The following is a 23,030-nucleotide window of genomic DNA, read 5'->3' as shown; positions in this document are numbered from 1 at the left end:
GAGGAGCCCGATGACCGACAACACACCGACCCGGCTGTTCATCGGCGGCGCCTGGGCGGACGCCGCCGACGGCGCCGTCATGCCCGTGGACGACCCCGCGACCGGCGAGATCCTCCGCCACGTCGCCGACGCGGGGCCCAAGGACGCCCGGCTCGCCGAGGAGGCGGCGGTCCAGGCGCAGGAGGAGTGGGCCCGTACGGCGCCCCGGGCCCGCAGCGAGATCCTGCGCCGCGCCTACGAGATCATCCTCGGCCGCACCGACGCGCTCGCCCGCCTGATGACGGCCGAGATGGGCAAGCCGCTCGCGGAGGCCCGGGGCGAGGTGGCGTACGCGGCGGAGTTCTTCCGCTGGTTCTCCGAGGAGGCCGTCCGCATCGACGGCGGTCACGGCATCCTCCCCGACGGACGCAACCGCATGCTGCTCGCCCGGCGCCCCGTCGGACCCTGTCTGCTGATCACACCGTGGAACTTCCCGCTGGCCATGGGCACCCGCAAGATCGGCCCGGCGATCGCGGCAGGCTGCACGACGGTCCTCAAGCCGGCCCCGCAGACACCGCTGTCCGGCCTGGCCCTCGCCGCGATCCTCCAGGAGGCCGGGCTGCCGGACGGCGTCCTGAACGTCGTCACCACCTCCCGTGCGGGCGAGGTGTGCGAACCGCTCCTGCGCGGCGGCCGGATCCGCAAGCTGTCCTTCACCGGCTCCACGGCTGTCGGGCGGCTGCTCCTGGCCCAGTGCGCGGACACGGTCGTGCGCGCGTCGATGGAGCTGGGCGGCAACGCGCCGTTCATCGTCTTCGACGACGCCGACCTGGACAAGGCCGTGGACGGCGCGATGGTCGCGAAGATGCGCAACATGGGCGAGGCGTGCACCGCGGCGAACCGCTTCTTCGTCCACCGCTCGGTGGCCGGTGAGTTCGGCCGGCGCCTGGCCGAGCGCATGGGCGCCCTCGTGGTCGGCCCCGGCACCCGGGACGGCGTCGACGTCGGCCCGCTGATCGACGCCGCCGGACGGGCCAAGGTGGAGGCGCTGGTCGCCGACGCGCTGGAACGCGGTGCCCGCGTGCTCGTGGGCGGCCGCACCCCCGACGGGCCCGGCTGCTTCTACCCGCCCACCGTGCTCACCGGGGTCTCCCCCGACAGTCGCCTGATGGACACGGAGATCTTCGGACCGGTCGCCGCGATCCTCACCTTCGACGACGAGGACGAGGTGGTCCGGCGCGCCAACGACACCCCCTGGGGGCTCGTCGGATACCTCTTCACCGAGGGCCTCGACCGGGCCCTGCGCGTCGGCGAGCGCCTGGAGGTCGGCATGGTCGGCCTCAACACCGGCCTCGTCTCCAACCCGGCCGCGCCCTTCGGCGGGATCAAGCAGTCCGGGCTCGGGCGCGAGGGCGGGACGGTGGGCATCGAGGAGTTCCTGGAGTACCAGTACCTGGCGATGCCGGCTCGCTGACCACCCAGGCTTTGCATGGTCATGCGTAATCATGCATACTCTTCCTATGTCCAAGGTCCTCACCTCCCTCCCCACCGGCGAGCGCGTCGGTATCGCCTTCTCGGGCGGCCTCGACACCTCGGTCGCGGTCGCGTGGATGCGTGACAAGGGCGCCGTCCCCTGCACGTACACCGCCGACATCGGCCAGTACGACGAGCCCGACATCGCCTCGGTGCCCGACCGCGCCAAGACCTACGGCGCCGAGATCGCGCGCCTGGTCGACTGCCGTGCGGCGCTGGTGGAGGAGGGCCTGGCCGCCCTCACCTGCGGGGCGTTCCACATCCGCTCGGGCGGGCGCGCCTACTTCAACACCACGCCGCTCGGCCGTGCCGTCACCGGCACCCTGCTGGTGCGGGCGATGCTCGAGGACGACGTCCAGATCTGGGGCGACGGCTCCACCTTCAAGGGCAACGACATCGAGCGGTTCTACCGCTACGGCCTGCTGGCCAACCCCCAGCTGAGGATCTACAAGCCCTGGCTGGACGCCGACTTCGTGACCGAGCTCGGCGGCCGCAAGGAGATGTCCGAGTGGCTGCTCGCCCACGGCCTCCCCTACCGGGACTCGACGGAGAAGGCGTACTCCACCGACGCCAACATCTGGGGCGCCACCCACGAGGCCAAGACGCTGGAGCACCTCGACACCGGCGTGGAGACCGTGGAGCCGATCATGGGCGTGCGGTTCTGGGACCCGTCGGTCGAGATCGCCGCGGAGGACGTGACGATCGGCTTCGACCAGGGCCGCCCGGTGACGGTCAACGGCAAGGAGTTCGCCTCCCCGGTCGACCTGGTGATGGAGGCCAACGCCATCGGCGGCCGCCACGGCATGGGCATGTCCGACCAGATCGAGAACCGGATCATCGAGGCCAAGAGCCGCGGCATCTACGAGGCCCCCGGCATGGCCCTGCTGCACGCGGCCTACGAGCGCCTCGTCAACGCCATCCACAACGAGGACACCCTCGCCCAGTACCACACCGAGGGACGGCGCCTGGGCCGGTTGATGTACGAGGGCCGCTGGCTCGACCCGCAGTCGCTGATGATCCGGGAGTCGCTCCAGCGCTGGGTCGGCTCGGCCGTCACCGGCGAGGTCACCCTCCGGCTGCGGCGCGGTGAGGACTATTCGATCCTCGACACCACGGGCCCGGCGTTCAGCTACCACCCGGACAAGCTGTCCATGGAGCGCACCGAGGACTCCGCGTTCGGACCGGTGGACCGCATCGGCCAGCTCACCATGCGCAACCTCGACATCGCCGACTCCCGCGCCAAGCTGGAGCAGTACGCCGGACTCGGCATGATCGGCACCGCCAACCCCGCCATCGGCGCCGCCCAGGCCGCCGCCACGGGGCTGATCGGCGCCATGCCGGAAGGCGGCGCCCAGGCGATCGCCTCGCGCGGCCAGGTCTCCGGCGACGACGAGCTGCTGGACCGCGCCGCCATGGAGTCCGGCACGGACTGACCGCGTCCCAGGGGACGCACCACCGGCAAGGGCCGGCTCGACGCCTACGGGCGTCGGGCCGGCCTTTCTGTTTCTCGTCCCGGTGCACGACTTGCGTGCCGTACAAGGACGAACCGGTGTCGCCGGGGCGAACGGACGCGACATGCGCAGGTCAACGTCAACGCAAGACCACCGCAAGGAGCGCAAGGGGTTTGCGCATCAAATCCGGGCGTGGCGAGGACCGTTGACAAACAGGTGACGCGCTAGAAACCTGATGACGCCCTTTCCGCAAAGAATCGACTGTCCTGCTCAATTGACGTGCATGGCCGATGGTTCCCCTTTGCTTGCCGGCCTGTCGCACCCCCCGACTCCCCACCGAACAAGAGGACCCCCATGAGATGGAGATCTCTCGGCCGACGGTCGCTGACGGGCGCCGTCGTGGCCGGGCTGATGACGGCCGGGCTGCTCCCGCTGCCCTTCGCGGCCGACGCCCAGGCCGCCCCGGCCGCCGCCGACGTGAACCTCGCCCTCGGCCGCCCGGCCACCGCGGGCGGCTCGCACGGCGCGTACCCGGCCGGCAACACCACCGACGGCACCCAGGCGACCTACTGGGAGGGCCCGGCCGGTTCCTTCCCGCAGTGGGTGCAGGTCGACCTCGGCGAGGCCCGCGACGTCCAGCGGGTGGTCCTCAAGCTGCCCGCCGGCTGGGAGAGCCGCAGCCAGACCCTCTCCCTCCAGGGCAGCACCGACGGTTCCGTCTTCCGCACCCTCGACGCCTCGGCGCCACGCGCCTTCGACCCCGCCCGCGCCAACACCGTCGCCCTCGACCTCGACGCGCCCGGCGACACGCGCCACGTCCGCGTCCACGTCACCGGCAACACCGGCTGGAACGCGGCCCAGCTGTCCGAACTGGAGGTGTACGGCGACGACGTGGTCACCGAGCCACCGCCCACCGGCACCAACCTGGCCCGCAACAAGCCGGTCGAGGCCACCTCGTCGGTCCACTCCTACGTCGCCGCCAACGCCACCGACGACTCCACCTCCACCTACTGGGAGGCCGCCGGCCACCCTGCCGACCTCACCGTGAAGCTCGGCGCGGACGCGGACGTCAGCGCCGTGGTCGTCAAGCTCAACCCGGACCCGGTCTGGTCCGCCCGGACCCAGGGCGTCCAGGTGCTCGGACGCGCGCTGGGCGAGAGCGGCTTCACCACGCTGCGGGCCCGCGCCGACTACTCCTTCAGCCCCGGCACGGACAACACCGTGACCATCCCGGTCACCGGCCGCGTGTCCGACGTACGGCTCAGGTTCTTCTCCAACACCGGCGCGCCCGGCGGCCAGGTCGCTGAGTTCCAGGTCGTCGGTGCCGCCGCGCCCGCGCCCGACCTGACCGTCACCGGCCTCGACTGGTCGCCCGCCGACCCCTCCGAGCGGGACGAGGTCACCGTCAACGCCACGGTCCGCAACGCCGGCACCGCACCCTCGGCCGCCACCACGGCCGAGGTGACCGTCGAGGGCACCACCGCCGGCAGCGCGGAGGTGCCCGCACTCGGCCCCGGCGAGTCCGCCGAGGTGGAGATCGCCACCGGCACCCACGCGGCCGGCAGCTACGCCGTCGCCGCCGTGGCCGACCCCCGGGACACGGTCGCCGAGCTCGACGACTCCAACAACAGCCGTACCGCCTCCGACCGGCTGGTCGTCGACCGGGCCCCTGGTCCCGACCTGGAGGTGCGCTCGATCACCACCGACCCGGCCAACCCGGCCGTGGGCGCGCCCGTCACCTTCACCGTCGCCGTGCACAACCGCGGCACCAGCGCCGTCGAGGCCGGTTCGGTGACCCGGCTCCAGGCGGGCACCACCACCCTGAACGGCACGACCGGCGAGGTGGCCGCGGGCGCCACCGTCAACGTGCCGATCAGCGGCACCTGGAAGGCGACGAGCGGCGGCGCCACGCTCACCGCCACCGCCGACGCGACCGGCGTCGTCACCGAGACCAACGAGAACAACAACGTCCTCGCCAGGTCCATCGTCGTCGGACGCGGCGCCGCCGTCCCGTACACCGAGTACGAGGCGGAGAACGGCCGCTACGAGGGCACCCTGCTCACCACCGACGCCAAGCGCACCTTCGGGCACACCAACTTCGGCACCGAGTCCTCCGGCCGCAAGTCCGTCCGGCTCGACACCACCGGACAGTACGTCGAGTTCACCTCCACCACGCCCACCAACTCCATCGTCGTACGCAACTCCATCCCCGACGCCCCCGGCGGCGGCGGAGCCGAGGCCACGATCAGCCTCTACGCCGACGGCAAGTTCGTGCGGAAGCTGACCCTGTCCTCCAAGCACAGCTGGCTGTACGGCAACACGGACGACCCCGAGGGCCTCACCAACCGGCCCGGCGGTGACGCGCGGCGGCTGTTCGACGAGTCCCACGCGCTGCTGGACCGCACCTTCCCGCAGGGCACCGAGTTCCGCCTCCAGCGCGACGCGGGCGACACGGCCGCCTTCTACGTCATCGACCTGATCGACCTGGAGCAGGTCGCGCCGCCGAAGAGCAAGCCGGACAGCTGCGTCTCGATCACCGAGTACGGTGCCGTCCCCGGTGACGGGCTCGACGACACCGACGCCATCCAGCGGGCCGTCACCGCCGACCAGAACGGCGACATCCCCTGCGTGTGGATCCCGGCCGGGCAGTGGCGCCAGGAGCAGAAGATCCTCACCGACGACCCGCAGAACCGCGGCCAGTTCAACCAGGTCGGCATCCGGGACGTCACCATCCGCGGCGCGGGCATGTGGCACTCCCAGCTCCACACCCTGACCCCGCCGCACGAGGCCGGCGGCATCAACCACCCGCACGAGGGCAACTTCGGCTTCGACATCGACCACAACACCCAGATCTCCGACCTCGCCATCTTCGGGTCGGGCACCATCCGCGGCGGCGACGGCAACCACGAGGGCGGCGTCGGCCTCAACGGCCGCTTCGGCAAGGACACCAAGATCAGCAACGTGTGGATCGAGCACGCCAACGTCGGTGTCTGGGCCGGCCGCGACTACTCGAACATCCCCGAGCTGTGGGGCCCCGGCGACGGCCTGGAGTTCACCGGCATGCGCATCCGCAACACCTACGCCGACGGCATCAACTTCGCCAACGGCACCCGCAACTCCACCGTCTACAACTCGTCCTTCCGCAACACCGGCGACGACTCGCTCGCGGTGTGGGCCAGCAAGTACGTCAAGGACACCTCGGTGGACGTCGGCCACGACAACCACTTCCGCAACAACACCATCCAGCTCCCGTGGCGGGCCAACGGCATCGCGATCTACGGCGGCCACGGCAACACCATCGAGAACAACGTCATCTCCGACACGATGAACTACCCGGGCATCATGCTCGCCACCGACCACGACCCGCTGCCCTTCTCCGGGCAGACCCTGATCACGGGCAACGCCCTGCACCGCACCGGCGGCGCGTTCTGGAACGAGGCGCAGGAGTTCGGCGCGATCACCCTCTTCGCGCAGGGCCAGGACATCCCGGGCGTCACCATCCGGGACACCGAGATCCTCGACTCGACCTACGACGGCATCCAGTTCAAGACGGGAGGCGGAGCGATGCCGGACGTGCGGATCGACAACGTCCGCATCGGCGGGTCCAACAACGGATCGGGCATCCTGGCGATGGGCGGCGCCCGCGGCAGCGCCACCCTGACCGACGTCACGATCACCAACTCGGCGGAAGGCGACATACGCGTCGAGCCGGGCTCCCAGTTCAAGATCAACCGCTAGGGGCGGCGCACCGGCCGGCGGTCCGCCCGCGGACCGCCGGCTCGCCTCACTCCCTCGGTGACGCGGCCACCACCGCGTCGCCGAGCCGGTCCGGCGACCGCTCCACGGGGAAGCGGCCGTCGTCCTCACGGCGTTCCGCGTTCAGCTCCTCGACCGCGCCGAGCGCGTCGCCGATCGTCGCGTAGTCCACCGCGACGAAGTTCACCGGCCTGCCGCGCTGCCGCTCGCAGTTGTGCGCCCGCTCCAGCACCCGCTCCCGGGAGTTGACGGTCCCGGCGTCCAGCCGCCGCCCGCCGCCGGCCGTGACGAAGTGGTTGAGCAGGAACAGCCGCTTGTCCGTGCCGCCCCGGTTCGGCAGGCAGGACATGTCGTCCGGGCTGCGGAACGCGAACGGCGTCTCCATGCCGTACCGGTAGAGGTTGCGGTACCACGGCGCGGGCCCGTCGGCCTTCTCCGCGAAGACGACCAGCCGCCGGCCCCCGTCGATCATCTCCCCCAGCTCCGGCCACGGGCGGTCCGGGTCCGGGTCCGGCTCGTACAGCAGGTCCAAGAGCCCGGCCTGCTCGAAGGCGGCCTGGCTGTCGACGGCGCCGACCCCGTCCTGAAGGATGAGCGTGACGACCTCCGTGGGGTTCGCCCGCAGCCAGTCACCGATCTGGCGCAGCGTGGGCGCCAGCTCCAGCGCCCCGGCGCCGCACACCGAGTGACACAGCCACAGGCCGGGCTCCGGAGGGTTCACCCGCTCCAGGATGCCGGTGAGGCGCCGCCGCAGCGCGGGGGAGAAGTCCGAGGTGCTGAGCCGGTCCGCGACCTCCTCGGGCCGCTCCCAGCGGTGCGTGTCCAGGAGCAGGACGCGCACCCCGGCGTCGAGCTGGCCCACGATGTCCGGGTCCTGGAGGGGGCCGATGAACCGGTCCGCCGTCGTGGCCATCGCGTTGTGCGAGGCCAGCTGCGCGATCTCGTCGTACCGGGCGTCGCACAGCTCGGCGCTGCCCTGGCAGATGCGGGGCGAGGAACCGGTGACGGCCACCGGCGCCAGCATCGTGCCGACGAGCGCGCACGCCGTGACGGCGAAGGTCAGCGTCGGGCCGTGCCGCGGATCGGTGAGGACCGGCATGCCGGGCCTGGTCTCCCAGGCCCATCCGACGGTGATCAGCAGGGCGCCCGCCGCGAGCAGGATCACCGCGACGAGCACGGCGGTCGTCAGGAGCTGGTCGACGGCCGTGGCCTGGACGTCCGTGAGGAGTTCCGCCGCCGACGGGGGCCACGAGGCCGGAGTCCCGAACAGGGCGTCGACCGGCATGAGACGCAGCAGCAGCACCGTCAGGGCCGTCAGCGAGGCGGCGGCCGCGAGCACCCACCCGAGCGGCATCAGCCGCCGTCTGACGGGACCGGGCGTGGACAGCCACAGCAGGGTGAGCGCGGCGGCGCACAGTACCGCCGCCGCCGGCTCGACCACCTCCTGGAAGAGGCGGGTGACGGAACGGGCGCGGTCCACCGGGGCCAGCGCCTCCCGCGTCGGGTCGACGTCGACCGTGATGACCCAGGTGCCTTCCCGGGCCTCCCGCAGGAACTCCGCGGCCGCCGCCCGGACCTGGTCCGTCAGCGCGACCGGCGCGACCGACGCCAGTGCCCCGGCCACGTCCCCGCGGTCCAGCGCCGCCTGCACGGTGGGTCTGATCCCGGCGCGCGCGTCCGCCGGCACCAGGCGCATCAGCACCTCGGTCGCCGCGCGGGCCTGCCCGTGGGACAGCGGCAGCGAGGGCAGGCCCTCCAGCGGCGCCTCACCGGCCACCACCTGCCCCGCCAGTTCCGACAGGCGCTGCACGAAGGCCTGGAAGTCGGGTTCGGACCGCTGTTGCAGGGCGGCCACGGCGTCGCCGAAGTAGGCCTGGCTGAGCCGCTCGACGTTCGCCACGACGGGCTCCAGGTCGACCGTGATCCGCAGCCGGCCGCGGTCCCCCTCCAGATAGTGGACCACCTCGGTGATCTGCCGGTCGCCCATGGCCCGCAGCGTCTCCGGCGGGATCACCACCTTGAGGTTCGAGGTGATGGTCGACTGCGGCACGGGCAGCCGGTCCAGGAGCTCCTGGGTCAGCGGCGTACTGGCCGGGTCGACCAGCACCTCGTCGTAGAACCGCTGGTAGGCGCGTTCGTCCTCCAGCACCTGGGAGTAGAACCTGGGATCGAGGACGGTACTGCGCACCACCGCCGCCGCGGCCAGGACGGACAGGCTCAGCACCGCCACGCACCAGATCAGCACCCCTACCCAGGGGGAACGCCGAACCAGTCCGTCCATGACCCCATTCTCGTTTCGGCCGACCGTCGTGCGACACGGCGTACGGGTGGTACGCCACCACACTCATGCCCCGGCACGGTCGGCCGACGCGGGTCAGCTCCCGCTTTGGACCTTCTGCCCGGTGCCGCCGGCACTGCGGGTGCGCGCAGTGCCGGCGGTGTCCGCCCGGACCGCCCCTCGCCACGGACTGCGGCGATCAGACCGCCGGGGCCGGGTACGTCGGGTACTCCACCCCGGAGACGTGCTGGACGACGCGGACGACCTGGCAGGAGTAGCCGAACTCGTTGTCGTACCAGAGGTAGAGGATGGCGTTGTCGCCCTCGACCTTGAGCGCGCCGGCATCCACGATCGAGGCGTGGCGCGAGCCGATGAAGTCGCTGGAGACCGCGTCGGGCGCGCTGATGAAGTCGATCTGGCGCTTGAGCGGCGAGGTCAGCGACACCTCGCGCAGGTGGTCGAGCACGTCCTCGCGGGTCGTCTCGCGGCCGAGCTGGAGGTTGAGGATCGCGATCGAGACGTCCGGCACGGGGACGCGGATCGAGCTGCCGGTGATCTTCGCCTTGAGGTCCGGGAGGGCCTTGGCGACGGCCGAGGCGGCGCCCGTCTCCGTGATCACCATGTTCAGCGGCGCGCTGCGGCCGCGGCGGTCCGACTTGTGGTAGTTGTCCAGCAGGTTCTGGTCGTTGGTGAACGAGTGGACGGTCTCCACGTGGCCGCGCTCCACGCCGTACTCGTCCGCCATCGCCTTCAGCGGCGGGACGATCGCGTTGGTGGTGCAGGACGCGCAGGACAGGATCCGCTCGTCCGGCTTGATGGTGTCGTGGTTGACGCCGTGCACGATGTTGGGGACGTCGCCCTTGCCCGGCGCGGTCAGGACGACCTTGTCGATGCCGGGGCGCAGGTGCTTGGACAGGCCCTCCCGGTCGCGCCACTTGCCGGTGTTGTCGATGAGGATGGCGTTCTTGATGCCGTACGCCGTGTAGTCGACCTGCGCCGGGTCGTCGGCGTAGATCACCTTGATGGCGTTGCCGTTGGCGAGGATCGTGCTGTTGTCCTCGTCGACGGTGATCGTGCCCTGGAACTGGCCGTGCACCGAGTCGCGGCGCAGCAGCGAGGCCCGCTTGACGATGTCCTCGGCGGCCCGCTCACCGCCGCCACGCACCACGATGGCGCGCAGCCGCAGGCCGTTGCCCGAGCCCGCCTTCTCGATGAGCAGACGGGCGACGAGCCGGCCGATGCGGCCGAAGCCGTACAGGACGACGTCGCGCCCCTCGCCACGGCCGATCTTGTTGGCGCCGGTGGCCCCGGCGACGGCGTCGGCGGTGAAGTCCTCCACCGACAGCCCGCGGTCGTCGCTCTTGTAGGTCGCGGCGAGCATGCCGATGTCGATCTGCGAGGGGCCGAGATCCAGCGTGGTGAGGGCCCGCAGGAAGGGCATCGTCTCGGTGACCGACAGCTCCGCGCCGGCGATCTGCCGGGCGAAGCGGTGGGTCTTGAGGATGCTGACCACCGACTTGTTCACCAGGGAGCGGCTGTGCAGCAGGACGGTGACGTCCCGCTCACGGTGCAGCTTCCCGATCATCGGGATCATCGACTCCGCGATCTCCTCGCGGTTCTTCCAGTTGGTGAACGAGTCGTCGTTGACAGTCACGTCTCTATCTTTCGAGCTAGGCGGCGCTCATATGCTAACCCCATCGCCCTTATGATCGATCAAGTGGGCCTCGTTGTGATCAGATGATCGGGCCGCGAGGCCCTCGCTCCCGCACCGAACCGGGTCGTCAGCGGTCCCGGCCGCGGTCCAGTTCCTCCTCCACGGGCGGCTTCGGCACCTCACGCAGGTGCTGCGACTGGCCGGGCTTGCCGCCCGCGCGGGCCTGCTCGGCGCGCTGTGCGCGGGACGTGCCGAGGTCGGACGCGGGGTCCACGCGCACCGACCGGGCCACTTCCTCGCGATTGGCGTAGCTCTCGGGCGGAATGCCGCGCAGCGCGGCGACGGCGTCCTGCGAGGCGCCCGCCTCGCGTGCCGCCCGGATCAGATCGTCCTTGCGCGCGGGGAAGTCGACGTCCTTGATGGCTTCGGCCACCTCTCGGGCGCTGGTGCTGTGGGACATGAGGTCTTCTCCCGGTCCGTGACTCGGCCCCTGTGGGCCCGTGGGGCCTGCGGGGCGTTCGGAGTCCCCGAGTAACCCCCTGGGTCCCACTCCTCACATTCCGGGCGAATCATCGAACAGGATTGCGGCCTGGGCGATCGGGTACGCGAGGCTGGACCGCCCCCGCGCCGATCGTCCGGGGCGGGAACCCCACCGCCGCGACCAGGGATCTGTCATGGAAACACCCGCGAACGACAACTCCGTCTCGCCCGCCCAGCGCGCGCTGGACGCACTTGCTGAGAACACCGAGGACACGGCGGCGCTCGACACGCTCGCGAGCAGCGACGTGCTCGTCCCCGTCCCCGACGACGCGAACGACCAGGACGCCGCCGACCCGGGGATGCTCGCGCTTCCGGTGCTGGAACAGCAGGGCGGCCGGCAGGTGGTCCCGGTCTTCACGTCCGAGCTCCAGATGGCGGACCTGCTGCCGTACGTCTCCCGCTACCGCCTGGTGCCGCTGGGCGCCCTCGCCGCCCAGTGGCCGGCCGACGACCTGTCGCTGTCCATCGACGCGGGCTCCGAGCACCGCCTCACGCTCACGTCGGACGGCGTACGCACCCTGCTGGCCCGGCCCTAGAAGGGAGCGCCCGCCTCGTCGCCGAGCATGCGGGCCAGCACGGCCCGCTGCAGCGGCAGCACCTGCGCGTGCAGGTCGCGGCCCCTGCGGGTCAGGGCGACGTACACGCCGCGCCGGTCCTCCGCGCACATCGAGCGCACCACCAGCCCGTCCTTCTCCAGTCTGGCGATGAGGCGGGACAGCGCGCTCTGGCTCAGGTGGACATGGCCGACGAGGTTCTGCACCCGGCACTGGGAGCCCTCCTCGGGCCCCTCGGTCGCGAGGATGTCGAGTACCTCGAAGTCGCTCGCGCCCAGACCGTGCGGGTGCAGCACGCGGTCGATCTCGCACAGTGTGCGCGCGTGCACCGAGAGGATCTCCCGCCACCGTTCCCCGAGCCGCGCACCGGCCGTCCTGGCTGCCATGTCTGCACGGTAACACCGGGACCACGGTTCGTTTCCCGTGCAACCAGTGCGCGCGCGAGTGCGAGACCGGGAGCAGGGTGCCGGAGTGCCGGACAGCGGGGTACCGGCTGCGGGACAGTGGGAGGACACGGTACGGGCGGGCCCGGAACCAGGGAGGGCGAGATGCTCAGAACCCCCGTGCGCGGTACGCGCCTCGCCATCCTGGAATGGCTCGGGAAGCCGGCCGCCCACTTCCCGCCGCGGCACCACGAGGACGTCGTCGCGCACGGCGTCCGCGCGGAGCTGGTCGCCGCGAAGCTCGGTGTGTCCCGCCGCGCTGCCGTCACCCACCTCGAACTCCTCGCGAGAGTCGGGCTGCTCCGCGCCGTCCGCGTCCGCCGGCGGACGTACTACCGGAGGGACGAGGTGCGGATCGCCGAAGTGGCGCGGATGTTCGAGAAGGACTGGTAGCGGCGCTCACGGGGGTGACTGAGGCCGACGCGCTCCGGCGGTGACGGTGAGCCGCTCACCGCCTGTAGTAGGACATGGATGCCATGAGCGCCATCAGCATCGGTCAGGCCGTCGTCCTCGGAGCGGTCGAGGGGGTGACCGAGTTCCTCCCGGTCTCCTCCACCGGCCACCTCAAGATCGTCGAAGGGCTGATGGGCATCCCCGTCGACGACGACGCCGTCATCGGGTTCTCGGCGGTCATCCAGGTCGGCGCGATCGCCGCCGTCCTCGTCTACTTCCGCCGGGACATCGCGCGGATCGTCTCCGCCTGGCTGCGCGGACTGACCGACCGGGAGCAGCGCTACCACCACGACTACAAGTTCGCCTGGTGGGTCATCGCGGCGACGGTCCCGATCGTGCTCGTGGGGCTGGCCGCCAAGCCGCTGATCAAGGGGCCGCTCGCCTCGCTGTGGGTGGTCGCCGGTTCGCTGATCGTCGGCAGCGGCGTCATGTGGGTGGCCGACCGGACCGGCCGGCACAAGCGGGGGGAGGACGACACCTCCTTCAAGGACGCGATGCTGGTCGGCGGCTCCCAGATCCTCGCCCTCCTCTTCCCCGGCTTCTCCCGCTCCGGCGCCACCATGTCCACCGCCCTGATGCTCGACCTGGACCGGGTGGCCGCCACCCGGCTCTCCTTCTTCCTCGGCATCCCCGCCCTGACCGGCGCCGGTCTCTACGAACTGAAGGACGCCCTCGGCACCGGGACGGGCGCCGCGCCCCTGGCGGTCGGCACGCTGGTCTCCTTCGTGGTGGCCTACGCCTCCATCGCCTGGCTGCTGAAGTTCGTCGCCAAGCACTCCTTCAACGCGTTCGTGATCTACCGGATCGCGGTCGGCATCCTGCTGTTCGGGCTGCTCGGCACCGGCGTACTGCAGGGCTGACCGCGGCACGCCGGGACACCGCACGGGTGCTCAGCGGGCGTTGCGCAGCGGTTCCCCGACGCTCCTCATGTGGCGCAGCGCCTCCCGGTGCGAGGCCAGCAGCCCCGTCTGGTGGTACGGGACGCCCAGTTCGGCGCAGTACCGCTCGGTGATGACCTGGGCCTTGCCGAGGGCCGGGGTCGGCATGCTGGGGAAGAGATGGTGCTCGATCTGGTAGTTGAGGCCGCCCATGAAGGCGTCGACGAAGAACCCCCCGCGTACGTTGCGGGAGGTGAGGACCTGACGGCGCAGGAAGTCGAGCCGCGTGCTCTCCCCGATCATCGGCATGCCCTTGTGGTTCGGTGCGAAGACCGAGCCCAGGTATATCCCGAACAGGCCCTGGTGCACGGCGATGAAGGCGAGCGCCTTGCCGGGGGAGAGGACCGTGAACAGGCCGCCGAAGTACAGGACGAAGTGGGCGACGAGCAGTGTGCCCTCGAGGACCGGCCGTTTCATGGCGGGACTGCGCAGTGCCTTGAAACTGTTGAAGCTGAGATTCAGCCCTTCCAGCGTCAGCAGCGGGAAGAACAGCGCGGCCTGGTGCTTCCCGATGAAACGCGGCAGCCCCTCGGCCCGGCTCGCCTGCCCTCGGGACCAGACCAGGATGTCGGGCGAGACGTCCGGGTCCTTCTCCTCGTGGTTGGGGTTGGCGTGGTGGCGGGTGTGCTTGTTCATCCACCAGCCGTAGCTCATGCCCAGCAGCAGGTTGGCCACCACCAGTCCGCCGGTCTCGCTGGGGCGCCGGCGGGTGAAGACCTGCCGGTGGGCGAGGTCGTGGGCGGCCAGTCCGAGCTGGCCGAAGACGACGGCCATCCCCACCGCCACGAACAGCTGGCTCCAGCCGTCCCCCAGCAGGAGGAAGGCGGCGACACCGCCCGCCAGCGCCAGGGCGACCAGGCCGAAACGGACCGTGTAATACAGCGGGCGGCGCCGCAGCAGCCCCGCGTCGGCCATACGCCGGCCGAGTTCGGAAAAGTCGCTCCCCTTCTCGCGTCGCTTTTCCTGTCCACGCGCGGGCGTGCTCTCGACGAGCACCGTTGAATTGACCATGTACTTCAGTATGTGCACGGCCGTCCGGTCGCAGAATGGCGTTGGCCCCCGAGCCGGGGGTGCAGCCAGCCCCACCCCCGACCTGGGGTCCTCCCCGCCGCTGCGCGCCGGGACGCGCCCGCGTGGACAATGGCGATCATGAGTACGCCGACGACCTTCCTGCCGGTCCTGGAACGCATCGCCGAGGAGATCGAGCGGACGCCGGGCAGCGGCCGGCCCGCGGACTACATCCCGGCGCTGGCCGCCTGCGACCCGCGCCGTTTCGGCATGGCCGTCGCCGAGCCGGACGGCACGGTGTACGGGGTGGGGGACTGGCGTGAGCCCTTCTCCGCGCAGTCCATCACCAAGGTGTTCACCCTCGCCCTCGACCTGTCCCGCGAGGGCGACGCCCTCTGGGAGCACGTGGGGCGCGAACCGTCCGGCAACCCGTTCAACTCCCTGGTGCAGCTGGAGTACGAGAACGGCATCCCGCGCAACCCGTTCATCAACGCCGGCGCCCTCGTCGTCACCGACCGCCTGCACACCCGTACCGGCGACGCGGCGGGCGAACTGCTCGCCTTCCTGCGCGCGGAGAGCGGCAACCCGGACCTGACCCACGACGAGGAGGTCGCCGCCTCCGAGACCGCGCACGGCGACCGGAACGCGGCCCTCGGCCACTTCATGGCGTCGTACGGCAACATCGACAACCCCGTTCCGGTCCTGCTGGAGCAGTACTTCCGGCAGTGCTCCGTGGCCGCCTCCTGTGCGGACCTCGCCCTGGCGACCGGGTTCCTGGCCCGGCACGGCATCCGCGCCGACGGCACCCGGCTGCTGAGCCGCAGTCAGGCCAAGCAGGTCAACGCCGTGATGCTGACCTGCGGGACGTACGACGCGGCCGGTGACTTCGCCTACCGGGTGGGCCTGCCGGGCAAGAGCGGGGTCGGCGGCGGCATCATCGCGGTGGTGCCCGGCCGCTGCACGCTGTGCGTCTGGAGCCCCGGTCTGGACGAGCGGGGCAACTCGGTGGCCGGGGTCGCCGCCCTCGACCGCTTCACGACGCTGACGGGTCTTTCGGTCTTCTGAGCAGGGGCCGAGGCGGCGTCAGCCCTTGTCCGCCCGGACCAGCTTGAGCCGCAGGGCGAGGGCCATGGCGCCCGCGCCGAGCCCGGCGACGCCCACGATCGCGCCGGTCTCCGCCCAGCCCGCGTCGTCCCGTGACGGCCGGACCGTCGTGACCGACGCGGGCACGGCCTCGGGACCCTGCCGAGGACGGGCGGAAGCGGGCACCAGCGATCCCACCGGGGCGACGCGGCCGTCCGCCTCGAATCCCCAGTCGAGCAGGGCGCGGGCCTCCTCGTACACGGCGTGGCCGCCGCCCTCCTGCGGGTTCATCACGGTGACCACCAAAGTCCGTCCGTCGCGTCGGGCGGCCGCGATGAGCGTGTTGCCGGCGTTGCTGGTGTAGCCGTTCTTGATGCCGATGAGCCCCGGGTACGGCTCCACACCGTCCGCCCCGGTGAGCAGCCGGTTGGTGTTCAGGATCCCGTAGGAGTCCCCGTTGCGGCCGGGGAACATCGCGTCGATCTTCTTGCAGTACCGGGCGAAGTCCGGGTTCCTGAGGCCCGCCCGGCCGAAGACCGCGAGGTCGTACGCCGACGACACCTGTCCCGGCGCGTCGTAGCCGTCGGGCGAGCGCACCTGGGTGTCGCGGGCGCCGAGAGCGCGGGCCTCGGCCTGCATGCGGGCGGCCGTGGCGCTCCAGCCGCCGGTGAGCGAGGCGAGGACGTGGACCGCGTCATTGCCGGAGTTCAGGAAGACGCCGTTCCACAGGTCGGAGACCCGGTACGTGCGTCCCTCGACGACACCCACCAGGCTGCTGCCGGGCCCGATGCCGGACAGCTCGTCCGCACTCACCTCGTGGCGGATGCCGCCCGGCAGGACCGGCAGCACCGTGAGCGCGAACAGGGTCTTGAGGGTGCTGGCCGGCGGCAGCTTGCGGTGCGCGTCGTGCGCCGCCAGCACGTCGCCGGTGCCGGCGTCGGCCACCACCCAGGACAGCGCGGAGACATCGGGGACCTCGGGCGCACCCCGTAGGGGCCGGACCTGGGTACCGGAGCGGTACAGGAGCGCCTGCTGCGGCGCCGTGGCCCGTGACCCGCCGGGCGGACCGGGGTCCGGCCGTTCCGCGCGGGCGGCCGCGGCGGCGGGCATGAGCGTCAGCAGCCCGGCCGCACAGAGCACACAGGTGGAGCGAACCGCCCGAGATGAGAATCCGATAGTCATACCGCAAACGTAGGAACGGACCCCCGGACCGCCACGCTGCCCGGGCCGGGTCGCGTCCGCAAGCACCCGGATGCCGTAGCGGCAGCGACGGCGGACGTCAGCCCGTGGGCAGCGTGGGCTGGACGGCGCGCAGGAACGTCGCGTTGTCCGGGGTCTGGCGCATCCGCTCCAGCAGCGTCTCCAGACCGGACTGCCCGTCCCGGGTCTGCAGGGCCCGCCGCAGCCCGGTCACGGCGGCCGACTCCGCGGGGGACAGCAGCAGTTCCTCGCGGCGGGTGCCGGAACCGCTCAGTTCCACGGCGGGGAAGACCCGCCGGGCGGCGAGCTCACGGCTGAGCCGCAGCTCCATGTTGCCGGTGCTCTTGAGCTCCTCGAAGTAGAAGTCGTCGGCGCGCGAGCCGGTCTCCACCAGGGCGGTGGCGAGGATGGTGAGGGAGCCGCCCTCCTCGGCCTGCCGGGCGGCGCCGAAGAACCGCTTGGGTCCGAGCAGCGCCCCGGCGTCGACCCCGCCGCTGAGGGTGCGGCCGCCGGAGGAGGCGGCGTTGTTGTGCGCCCTGCACAGCCGGGTGAGGGAGTCCAGGAGGACGACGACGTCCTCGCCGGCCTCGACCAGCCGCTTGGCCCGCTCGATCACGAGCTCGGCGAGCGCGATGTGCTGCTTGGCGCCGTGGTCGAAGGTCGAGGCGTACACCTCGCCCCGCACGGCCCGGCGCATGTCGGTGACCTCTTCGGGGCGCTCGTCGAGCAGCACCACCATGAGGCGGGAGCCGGGGTGGTTGCCGGCGACCGCGGCGGCGATCTGCTGGAGGAGGACGGTCTTGCCGGTCTTCGGCGGGGCCACGATCAGGCCGCGCTGCCCCTTGCCGACCGGGGCGAGCAGGTCGACGAGGCGCCCGGTCGCCCCGGCCGCCGGGTGTTCGAGCCGCAGCCGGGTGTGCGGATGCAGCGGCGTCAGGTCGCCGAACCGGCGCCGGCCGCCCTGCCCTCCGGGTGCGCGGCCGCCCACCCGGACGACGTCGGACAGGGCGCGGCGGTCGCCGCGCACGCCCTCGACCAGGTCGCCCTTGCGCAGGCCGTGGCGGCGGATCAGCGCGGGGGAGACGGAGAGGTCGGCCGGCTCGGGCTGCAGGCTCGGGCCTCGCAGGTGTCCCTTCCCGCCCGCGTCGATGTCGAGGACACCGCGCACGGTCTCGGCCGGGGACGGGGACTGACGTACGGGGGGGTGTTCGAGTGTGGTGGTCATGGTGGTCGGTCCTTTCGAGGACGCGGGCACGGAACATGCGGAAGGAAGGGGTGAGAGGCCGCGTGAGGGGTCGGACGACACTCCTCCGGACGGCGGGAACAGCACCTCGGACACGGCGGATCGAGACACCCGCTCACGAGGTTGTGCTGGGAAGCTGACGCGCCGGTCGACTGGACGGGCGGGTCTGCGAACCGAGAGAGAAACAGGCACCGGCGCCCGGAACCGGGCGTACACAAGTGCTTCACGCACCGTACCATGGAGACCATGGAGACCGTGGAGCGGTGGAGAGGCGGGCGCCTTTCCGGCTCCCACCCTCCTCAACGCCGCGGGTGCGACGGATGTTCCGTCCTTCTCATGTGCCCGGGCGGGACTCAGGTCCCCGAACCCGCCCCCGCCTCCCGCGCCTCCCGGGCGATCCGCTCGAACTGCGCGCCCATCGCCGCCTGCAGCGCCTGAGCGCCCGACAGCGGGCGCACCATCACCGTCAGCTCGTCGATCCGGCCGTCCTCGTCGAGGTGCAGGAGGTCGCAGCCGCCGATCTCCCGGTCGCCCACCCGTGCCGTGAAGACCAGCGCGTGGTCCCGGCCGTCCGCCTCGCCGATGACGCGTTCGTAGCGGAAGTCCTCGAAGACGCGGGTGACCGCACGCAGGATCGCCGCCGTGATCGCCTTTCCGTGGTAGGGCTTGAACACGACGGGACTGGTGAAGACCACGTCCTCGGCCAGCAGTGCTTCGACGGCGTCGAGGTCGTGGGCCTCGACCGCCGCGCGGAATGCCCGCATCGTGACTCCTGAGGTCAGTGGGCACCTGGCGAGATACCCAACTTTTTGAATAGGTGCGGAGCAGGGTAGCCCCTGCTTGCTAGCGTGTCGACATGTCTCTCAAGTACGCCGTCCTGGCCGCCCTGCTGGAGGGCGAGGCCTCGGGCTACGAGCTGTCCAAGGTGTTCGACGTCTCGCTCGCCAACTTCTGGCCGGCCACGCCGCAGCAGCTCTACCGCGAGCTGGAGCGCCTCGCGGGCGACGGACTCATCGAGGCCCGGACGGTGCCGCAGGAGCGCCGGCCCACCAAACGGCTGTTCTCCCTCACGGCGGCCGGCCGCGAGCAGTTGGGCGCCTTCGCCGCCGAGCCGACCCGGCGCCCCACCGCCGTCCGCGACGAGTTCCTGATCAAGATGCAGGCCATGGACGGCGTCGACCCGGAGCGGGTCCGCGCGCTGGTGGAGGAACGCAGGGCCTGGGCCCTGGGCAAACTCGCCCGCTACGAACGGGTCCGCGAGCGCCTCCTGGGCGGACGCACCGAGGAGGAGCACTTGCGGGAGTCCGACCGCGTCGGGCCCTACCTCACCCTGCTCGCCGGGATCACGTTCGAACGCGAGAACGCCCGCTGGTGCGAGCGCGTCCTCACGGTGCTGCGGGAGCGGCGCGCCCCGGCGGGCCCCACCGGACAGGCCCTAGGCTGACCTGATGTTCAGCCCCGAAGGCCCCACCCTGCGCGAACTCGCCGTCCAGGCGCTGTCGTCGGTCGAGCGCGGCTACGACCTGCTCGCGCCGAAGTTCGACCACACCCCGTACCGGACGCCGGACCGGATGCTCGGCGCCGTGGCCTCGGCCCTGGAATCGGCGGGGCCGTTCGGCGCCGGGCTCGATCTGTGCTGCGGCACCGGCGCGGGCGTGGCCGTGCTCTCCCGGGTGTGCCGGGAGAGCGTCACGGGCGTCGACTTCAGCGCGGGCATGCTGGCGGTCGCCCGAGAACGCGGCGTGCCCGAGGGGCCCGAGGTCTCCTGGGTGCGCGCGGACGCCCGCGCCCTGCCCTTCGGTCCCGTGTTCGACCTCGTCGTCAGCTTCGGCGCGTTCGGGCACTTCCTGCCCCGCGAACTGCCGGGGCTGTTCGGCCAGGTGCGTTCCGTGCTGCGCCCGGGCGGCAGCTTCGCCTTCCCCGTCGTCGCCCCGCCCCGGCCCGGCTCCCGCGGATACTGGACGCTGCTCGGCTTCGACGCCGCGATGCGGGTGCGCAACGCGCTGTGGCGGCCGCCGTTCGTCATGTACTACCGGACGTTCCGGCTCGGGGACGTGGGCCGGGAGCTGGCCCGCGCCGGATTCCGCACGGAGCTGCGGGCCCTGCCCGAGTTCGGACTCCGGGCCGACGGCAGTCCGCGCGCCCGGCTGGTCGTGGCCCGGCGGCTGCCGTGAGGGCGGGGGCGGACCGGGTCAGCCGGCCGCCGGAAGCGTGAACTCGTAGACCAGCGCGTCCTGTCGGGCGTCCACGAGGAGGTCCGTGATTTCCAGGGGGCGCCCGTACTGGTCGTGCACCCGCCGGACGACCCGCACGGACTGGGTGTCCGCGAGGCGGGTGATCGTGTCCCGGTGGTGCAGGGTCAGGCCGGCCCCGCGCATCCAGTCGTACGCCCGCCGCAGCTGCGCCGAGTTGGACCCGTCGGCGCGTCCGCGGTACCGGGCGAGCTCCTCGACCTCGGCGAGGGCCACGGCGGAGAACGAGGTCACGGCCGTCCGCCGGCCGCTCCCGTCCGCGGTCGCGGACGTGTACCGGTGCACCAGGGTCGGCCGGCCCGGAGCCATTCCCAGCGCTTCGGCGTGCTCCCGCGACGGAGGCTCCCAGGCGACGGTGGTCCGGTCGCCGGTGCACGGCTCGGCCGACCGCGCGCCGACCGGGAAGGCCAGCGACGCCGGGCTCTGCGGGGCCGGTCCCGGCAGGGCGACGTGGCTGCCCCGCCGGTCGGTGGCGAGCAGCCCGTCCCGGCGCAGCACCTCGAGGGCCTGCCGTACGGTCTCCCGGCTCACGTCGAAGTGCTCGGCCAGCCGGCGTTCGCCGGGCAGCCGCCCGCCCGGCGGGAAGGCCCCGTCGCGCAGCTCGCCGAGCAGCCGTGCCGCCACCCGCCGGTACAGGGGCGGGATGTCGGCGGGGGAGTGGTCGTACGGGGTGGCGGGGGCCATGCCGCGCCCTCCTGTCGTGACGTGCGGTAGCCGCGCGGGCTCGGTGCGCCACCAGAAGTATCATTGGTCTAAACCAGCAGGGAAGGGCCGTCTGCCGGTTCGGCCGAAACCTCACCCGCGCGTCGTCCGTCCGTCACCGCGCCACAAGCAGCCGTACAGGGCGCCCCCCAGCCCGTCCGGTCAGCTGCGGGAGCGCAGCCACCGCAGCTTGGCGGCCTCCTGGAAGGGCCCGCCGCCCTCGTGGTCGTTGAAGTCGTACACCTCGATCGCCTTGTCGTCGTGGGCCCAGGCGTTGAACGCCGCGAAGACGGTCGACGGCGGGCAGGTCTGGTCCTCCAGGGCCGCCGAGAAGAGGGCGGGTGCCCGGCCGCGCGCCGCGAAGTGCACCCCGTCGAAGTAGGACAGCGTGCGCAGCGCGTCCTCGGTGCGGCCGCGGTGCGTCTTGAGGTACAGGCCTATCTCCCGGTACGGGTGCCGGTCGGTGAGCGTGGTCGCGCGCGGGAAGTCGCACAGGAACGGCACGTCCGGCGCGACGGCCGTCAGATCCGGCACCAGCCCGCCGACGGCGATCGTGATGCCGCCGCCCTGGCTCCCGCCGAGGGCGACCGTGCGTGCCGCGTCGGTCAGCGGGTGCGAGCGGGCCGCCTCCACCGCGCGCACGGCGTCGGTGAAGACGCGGCGGTAGTAGTAGTTCTCCGGAGCGTCCAGGCCACGGGTCATGAAACCCGGGTACGCGGGGGTGCCGCCGACCGGGTCCGGGGTTCCGCCGCCGCCGCCCCAGGCGCTGCCCTGACCGCGGGTGTCCATCACGAAGTGCGCCCGCCCCGTGGACGCCCACAGCAGGTGCTCGTGGGGCAGTCCGCGCCCGCCGCCGTACCCGACGAACTCCACGACCAGCGGCAGCGGTTCCTCCGCCGCCGCGGGCAGCGTCAGCCAGCCCTTCACCGGGTGACCGCCGAACCCGGCGAAGGTCACGTCGTGCACCCGCACCGTGGACAGACCCGTGTCCACCGGCTCGAAGCGGACGGCCAGGTCGTGCTCACGGGCCTCGGCGAGCGTCTTGCCCCAGAAAGCGTCGAAGTCCTCGGGCTCGGCCGACGCGCTGCGGTACGCGCGGAGTTCGTCGAGCGGAAGGTCGAACAGGGCCATCGAAAACCGCCTTTGCTGGGAGCCGGTACCGGACCGTACGGACGATCACACCGTACGTGAGCGGTCACAGGACCCGCCAGATCCTGATCGCGGCGCCCGCCGGGGTTCGGCCCGTCGAACCGCAGGTCAGGGAGGTGCGACCGGTCAGGCCCGGCGGTGCGTCCACTCCGGTTCGATGAGGGCCCACTCGCGGTCCCACTCGGCCAGCCGGCGCCGCATGGCCACCTTGCGTACGGCGCAGCGCGCCAGGAGCACCGCGAGCGCCGCCCCGATCGTCGTGCAGGCGCCGATGGTCACGCTGTGCTGCAGGACCGCGGAATCGTGGACGGGCGCCGGAACGTTCCGGCCGCGGGAGTCCAGCCACACGTCCACCGTGTCACCGTGGCGGGTGCCGGCCGGGACCCGGGCGGTGTCGGTCCGCTCGGTGCCCTCGGGCGTGGTCCAGCGGACGGTCGCACGGTAGGAGTGCTGGCCGCCCGCCTGCACCGACGGGAGGGTGTCCGGGGTCCTGCCCTCCACCGTCGCCCGCACGCGGTGCCGCTCGGCCCGCTGCTCCGCCGCGACCGCCTGCGCGCCGGCGTGGCTCCACAGGGCGGCGGCCGCGCCGAGCGCCGGCGCCCCCACGAACAGCAGGAGGACGACGACCACCGTCGTCCACGCCTCGACAACGTCCGACCGGCGTCGCAGCGGATTGTGCCGCAGGCGCCGGCCACGCACCCGGGTTCGCATGTCGACCTCCGCGCCTCGTGTGCGAGTACCCGCAGGGGTCTGGTACCCCGTACGGCCGACCTCGCTCACCCTGTCGCCGCCCCGGACGCGGAGCAGTCCGAGG

General features: G+C 72.1%; 20 protein-coding genes. 9 read left to right on the top strand and 11 right to left on the bottom strand.

Features of this window, described 5'->3' with window-relative positions; all coding sequences use genetic code 11:
* Positions 1-10 precede the first annotated feature (10 nt).
* The 3 genes from ACFW47_RS29640 to ACFW47_RS29630 all read left to right on the top strand — a co-directional run bounded on the left by ACFW47_RS29640 (position 11) and on the right by ACFW47_RS29630 (position 6,701).
* The gene (locus tag ACFW47_RS29640; protein ID WP_386307633.1) at positions 11-1,453 is read left to right on the top strand and encodes an NAD-dependent succinate-semialdehyde dehydrogenase; all 1,443 of its coding nucleotides are present in this window, start codon (positions 11-13) and stop codon (positions 1,451-1,453) included.
* Positions 1,454-1,499: 46 nt separating this feature from the next.
* On the top strand, positions 1,500-2,945 hold the full coding sequence (gene argG / locus ACFW47_RS29635; protein WP_272590096.1) for an argininosuccinate synthase: 1,446 nt from the start codon (positions 1,500-1,502) through the stop codon (positions 2,943-2,945).
* A 372-nt stretch (positions 2,946-3,317) separates the two neighbouring features.
* Complete coding sequence (locus ACFW47_RS29630) at positions 3,318-6,701, top strand: CARDB domain-containing protein (RefSeq protein WP_386307632.1); 3,384 nt, start codon at positions 3,318-3,320, stop codon at positions 6,699-6,701.
* A gap of 46 nt (positions 6,702-6,747) precedes the next feature.
* On the opposite strand, the gene ACFW47_RS29625 is transcribed toward ACFW47_RS29630, so the two are convergent.
* The 3 genes from ACFW47_RS29625 to ACFW47_RS29615 all read right to left on the bottom strand — a co-directional run bounded on the left by ACFW47_RS29625 (position 6,748) and on the right by ACFW47_RS29615 (position 11,111).
* On the bottom strand, positions 6,748-9,000 hold the full coding sequence (locus tag ACFW47_RS29625) for a hypothetical protein (RefSeq protein WP_386307631.1): 2,253 nt from the start codon (positions 8,998-9,000) through the stop codon (positions 6,748-6,750).
* 196 nt (positions 9,001-9,196) lie between these two features.
* Positions 9,197-10,651, bottom strand: coding sequence for a glyceraldehyde-3-phosphate dehydrogenase (locus ACFW47_RS29620; protein ID WP_386286536.1), 1,455 nt, complete (start codon positions 10,649-10,651; stop codon positions 9,197-9,199).
* Positions 10,652-10,778: 127 nt separating this feature from the next.
* Complete coding sequence (locus ACFW47_RS29615) at positions 10,779-11,111, bottom strand: DUF2795 domain-containing protein (RefSeq protein WP_386286533.1); 333 nt, start codon at positions 11,109-11,111, stop codon at positions 10,779-10,781.
* Between the two features lie 214 nt (positions 11,112-11,325).
* On the opposite strand from ACFW47_RS29615, the gene ACFW47_RS29610 reads away from it, so the two are divergent.
* Entirely contained in the window at positions 11,326-11,727 is a 402-nt protein-coding gene (locus ACFW47_RS29610; protein WP_386286530.1) for an SseB family protein, read from the top strand.
* Here ACFW47_RS29610 and ACFW47_RS29605 read toward each other — a convergent pair.
* Positions 11,724-12,131, bottom strand: a complete 408-nt coding sequence (locus ACFW47_RS29605) for a MarR family winged helix-turn-helix transcriptional regulator (protein WP_386286527.1) — start codon at positions 12,129-12,131, stop codon at positions 11,724-11,726. The two genes, ACFW47_RS29610 and ACFW47_RS29605, sit on opposite strands and share 4 nt — an antisense overlap.
* Positions 12,132-12,293: 162 nt before the next feature.
* On the opposite strand from ACFW47_RS29605, the gene ACFW47_RS29600 reads away from it, so the two are divergent.
* Positions 12,294-12,581, top strand: coding sequence for an ArsR family transcriptional regulator (locus ACFW47_RS29600; RefSeq protein WP_386286525.1), 288 nt, complete (start codon positions 12,294-12,296; stop codon positions 12,579-12,581).
* A gap of 83 nt (positions 12,582-12,664) precedes the next feature.
* Positions 12,665-13,501, top strand: a complete 837-nt coding sequence (locus ACFW47_RS29595) for an undecaprenyl-diphosphate phosphatase (protein ID WP_386307630.1) — start codon at positions 12,665-12,667, stop codon at positions 13,499-13,501.
* Between the two features lie 30 nt (positions 13,502-13,531).
* Here the strand turns inward: ACFW47_RS29595 and ACFW47_RS29590 are convergent, their stop codons facing one another.
* Positions 13,532-14,590, bottom strand: coding sequence for a fatty acid desaturase family protein (locus tag ACFW47_RS29590; RefSeq protein ID WP_386307629.1), 1,059 nt, complete (start codon positions 14,588-14,590; stop codon positions 13,532-13,534).
* Positions 14,591-14,719: 129 nt separating this feature from the next.
* On the opposite strand from ACFW47_RS29590, the gene ACFW47_RS29585 reads away from it, so the two are divergent.
* Positions 14,720-15,652 (top strand): glutaminase, encoded by a 933-nt coding sequence (locus ACFW47_RS29585; protein ID WP_383285282.1) that lies wholly within the window; start codon positions 14,720-14,722, stop codon positions 15,650-15,652.
* Between the two features lie 18 nt (positions 15,653-15,670).
* Here the strand turns inward: ACFW47_RS29585 and ACFW47_RS29580 are convergent, their stop codons facing one another.
* The 3 genes from ACFW47_RS29580 to ACFW47_RS29570 all read right to left on the bottom strand — a co-directional run bounded on the left by ACFW47_RS29580 (position 15,671) and on the right by ACFW47_RS29570 (position 18,877).
* Complete coding sequence (locus ACFW47_RS29580) at positions 15,671-16,852, bottom strand: D-alanyl-D-alanine carboxypeptidase family protein (protein WP_386307627.1); 1,182 nt, start codon at positions 16,850-16,852, stop codon at positions 15,671-15,673.
* A gap of 97 nt (positions 16,853-16,949) precedes the next feature.
* Positions 16,950-18,095 (bottom strand): transcription termination factor Rho, encoded by a 1,146-nt coding sequence (gene rho / locus ACFW47_RS29575; protein WP_386286515.1) that lies wholly within the window; start codon positions 18,093-18,095, stop codon positions 16,950-16,952.
* 371 nt (positions 18,096-18,466) lie between these two features.
* Positions 18,467-18,877, bottom strand: coding sequence for a nuclear transport factor 2 family protein (locus tag ACFW47_RS29570; protein WP_386286513.1), 411 nt, complete (start codon positions 18,875-18,877; stop codon positions 18,467-18,469).
* Positions 18,878-18,969: 92 nt separating this feature from the next.
* Here ACFW47_RS29570 and ACFW47_RS29565 point away from each other — a divergent pair, with 92 nt between their 5' ends.
* Together ACFW47_RS29565 and ACFW47_RS29560 are read left to right on the top strand one after the other, a co-directional pair.
* Positions 18,970-19,557, top strand: coding sequence for a PadR family transcriptional regulator (locus tag ACFW47_RS29565; protein WP_382717149.1), 588 nt, complete (start codon positions 18,970-18,972; stop codon positions 19,555-19,557).
* A 4-nt stretch (positions 19,558-19,561) separates the two neighbouring features.
* Positions 19,562-20,287, top strand: a complete 726-nt coding sequence (locus ACFW47_RS29560; RefSeq protein WP_386286511.1) for a class I SAM-dependent methyltransferase — start codon at positions 19,562-19,564, stop codon at positions 20,285-20,287.
* Positions 20,288-20,305: 18 nt separating this feature from the next.
* Here the strand turns inward: ACFW47_RS29560 and ACFW47_RS29555 are convergent, their stop codons facing one another.
* The 3 genes from ACFW47_RS29555 to ACFW47_RS29545 all read right to left on the bottom strand — a co-directional run bounded on the left by ACFW47_RS29555 (position 20,306) and on the right by ACFW47_RS29545 (position 22,927).
* The gene (locus ACFW47_RS29555; RefSeq protein ID WP_386286509.1) at positions 20,306-21,049 is read right to left on the bottom strand and encodes a GntR family transcriptional regulator; all 744 of its coding nucleotides are present in this window, start codon (positions 21,047-21,049) and stop codon (positions 20,306-20,308) included.
* Positions 21,050-21,229: 180 nt separating this feature from the next.
* Positions 21,230-22,198, bottom strand: coding sequence for an acetylxylan esterase (locus ACFW47_RS29550; RefSeq protein ID WP_386286508.1), 969 nt, complete (start codon positions 22,196-22,198; stop codon positions 21,230-21,232).
* A gap of 144 nt (positions 22,199-22,342) precedes the next feature.
* Positions 22,343-22,927: a hypothetical protein gene (locus ACFW47_RS29545; RefSeq protein ID WP_386307625.1), complete on the bottom strand. Its 585-nt coding sequence runs from the start codon at positions 22,925-22,927 to the stop codon at positions 22,343-22,345.
* Positions 22,928-23,030: the final 103 nt, after the last annotated feature.

Origin of the sequence: Streptomyces sp. NPDC058796 (assembly GCF_042745235.1) — a bacterium.
In the GTDB taxonomy this organism is placed as follows: Bacteria; Actinomycetota; Actinomycetes; order Streptomycetales; family Streptomycetaceae; genus Streptomyces.
The sequence above is the reverse complement of the archived record's forward strand: the minus strand, read 5'-3'. Positions and strand labels throughout refer to the sequence as shown.